This window comes from Micrococcus sp. HMSC31B01 (genome assembly GCF_001816085.1).
GTDB classification, from domain to species: domain Bacteria; phylum Actinomycetota; class Actinomycetes; order Actinomycetales; family Micrococcaceae; genus Micrococcus; species Micrococcus luteus.
In genome coordinates, this window is the sequence record NZ_KV824812.1 from 1 (window position 1) to 2558 (window position 2558).

The window sequence follows — 2558 nt, forward strand, 5'->3', positions numbered from 1 at the left end:
GCTGCTCGGACACCGTGACCACGGCCAGGGACTGCTCGGGCCGGTCGCGGATGTGCTCGAACACGCGCTCCACGGTGCGGGCGACCTCGGCGTTCGTGGACTCGACCACGTCGCCGCCGGTCATCGGGATGCCGGTGCCCTCGGGCAGGTACTCGGCCGTGACGGCGCGATCCCGGCCGGTGGCCTCGCCCGCGGTGGGCAGCGCGTCCAGGGCGCCGTCATAGGCGAGCGCGGAGAGCAGGCGCACGAGGCGCCGCTCGAGGGGGCGGTGCACGGTGCGCAGCGGCAGGGTGGGCAGCACCTCGTCCAGCGCGTCGTGGGCCGAGCGCAGCGGGCGCAGGGGCCCGGCGGTCGCCGTCGGGTCCACGGACACCTGGAACGACTGCGGGCGCCCGATGACCGGGTCGCCGAGGGCCACCACCTGGGGGGCGCGGGTGAGCGCGCCCATCGCGGTGGCCAGGGCGGTCGCGTCGGCCTCCAGCAGCACGACGACGTCGGCGCGCCACTCCGGGGGGAACTCGGACAGGGCCATGGGCGAGGTGGTGACCACCGGCACGAGCGGCTGCAGGAGCTCGGGGGTGATCGTGGCCAGGGACTCGACCGTGGGGCTGCCCTGCTTGAGCAGGGTGCGCAGCACGGCCGCGTCCGCGCGATAGGTGCGCAGCGCCTCCCGCCAGCGCGCGGCCAGCGCGGCGGAGAGCCGGGCGCCGCCGCGCTCGAGATGGGCGCGGTCCAGGTCGCGGAACCCGCGCTCGACCTCCGCCAGGTCCGTGCCGCTCATCATGGCCAGGAAGTCGTCCCCGGAGATCATCGCCTCGAGCGCGGACTGCCACCACGCCAACTCGAGCTCGGCGGTCAGGGCCTCGGTGGGCACCTCGCGGTCGCGCAGGTCCTCGAGCAGCTCCGCCAGGCCGTGGTCGCGCAGGCTGTCCAGCACGAGGGTGCGCTCGGGCAGCGTGGCCAGGGTGTCGCGGTCCGCCACGAGCCCGTCGACGGCGGCCACGAGGTCGTCCACGTCCCGCTCCTCCAAGGGCGCCTCGGCCACGGCCTCCGGGGCGAGGACGCCCTCGAGCCGGCGCAGGCGCTCGCGCACCTGGCCGACCTGGCCCATCACGTGCTCGCCCTGGTCCGGCACCTGCGGGGGCGTGCCCGGCTCGGCGGCGTGGCGGTTCCAGTCCTCCAGGACGGCGGCGGCGTCCACGAGGGCGCCGTGCAGGTCCGTGGGCTGCACGCCCGGGCGGACCGCGTCCTTCGCCGCGCGGCGCAGGCGGGACCGGGTCACCGAGGACATCTCGACCAGGTGGAGGCGCCGCCACGAGCTGGTGGCGGTCGCCGCGACCAGCTGGGGCACGTCGAGGGAGAACACCTCGGGGGTGAACTCGGTGAGGGTGCGGGCCACACGGCGGTAGAGGTCCGCCTGCTCCGCCCAGCCGGCCACCGTGCGCTCGGGGCGCAGGCCGGCCTGGGCGGCGGCGGTGTCCACGGCGCGCCGGGTGGTGTGCAGGGCGGCCGCCAGCTCGTCGGCCAGCTCCGAGGCGGCCTCGGTCTCCTGCACGTTGCGCACGCGGGCGCCGAACCAGCGGCTCTCGGTGGCGGCGGCCGAGAACGCGCCGAGCTCCCCGGCGCGCACGAGCTGCTCGCCCACGGCCTGCCGGTTCACGGTGGAGTCCAGCACGGAGCGCTTGAGGCGCACGGTGGTGGCCGGCGGCGTCTCGAGCCCGGTCAGGGCGGCCAGGGCCTGCATCGCCTGGAACGGCGAGCAGCCCCAGCGGGGGCGGACGTGGTGCAGTGAGCCGACGTGCTCCTGCAGCCGGCGCCGTCGTTCGGTCAGGGCGGCCTCGTCCCGGGCGGTGTCGGGGTCCACGGCCCGCTCGGAGCGCAGGACGGCCTGCACGAGCTGGCGGCGGAGCAGCTCGGGGTCCGCGTTGGCGGGCACGTCCAGCGCGATCGAGCGCAGGTCCGCCTCCTCGAGGCGGTCGAGCACGTCGGCCAGGGCGGCGGAGCGCTCGGCCACGACCAGCACGCGCCGACCCTCCCAGGCCAGGCGCGCGGCCAGGGCGGCGGCGGTCTGGGTCTGCCCGGTGCCGGGGGCGGCCGCCACCACGAGGGACTCCCCCGCCGCGGCGTGCTCGAGCACGCGTGCCTGGGCGGCGTCGACGTCGACGACGAGGCGCTCGTCCGCCGGGGCGACGTCATCCTCCGCGGGCGCGCCCGTGGGCTGCAGCGCCGCCGGGCGGGGCACCATGCCGGTCCCGGCGTCGTACAGGGCCTGCACGACCGGCAGATCCTCGAGGGAGGCGGGCAGGGAGGCGGTCTCGCCGAGGTCCGCGAACGTGGAGACGAGCAGGCAATCCTGGATGTGCAGGTCCGCGATCGCGGCGGTCTCCTCGCGCAGGCGGGCGAACGCGGGGGCGGGCTCGAGGCGCGCCGTGGCGTAGGCGGCCTGCTGGTACGCCTCGGGGTCCAGGGCGATGCCGTGGTGCCGGCGCAGGTTCCGCACGAGCGCCGGGTTCAGGCGGGCCGGCTCGGTGATCTGGACCTCCAGCTCGTCCCGGCCC

General features: G+C 77.0%; 1 protein-coding gene. It reads right to left on the reverse strand.

Going from position 1 to position 2558, the window contains the following annotated elements; translation table 11 throughout:
• The coding region (locus HMPREF3105_RS00255) for a DEAD/DEAH box helicase family protein (protein ID WP_070708494.1) at window positions 1-2558 on the reverse strand (2558 nt) is incomplete at both ends.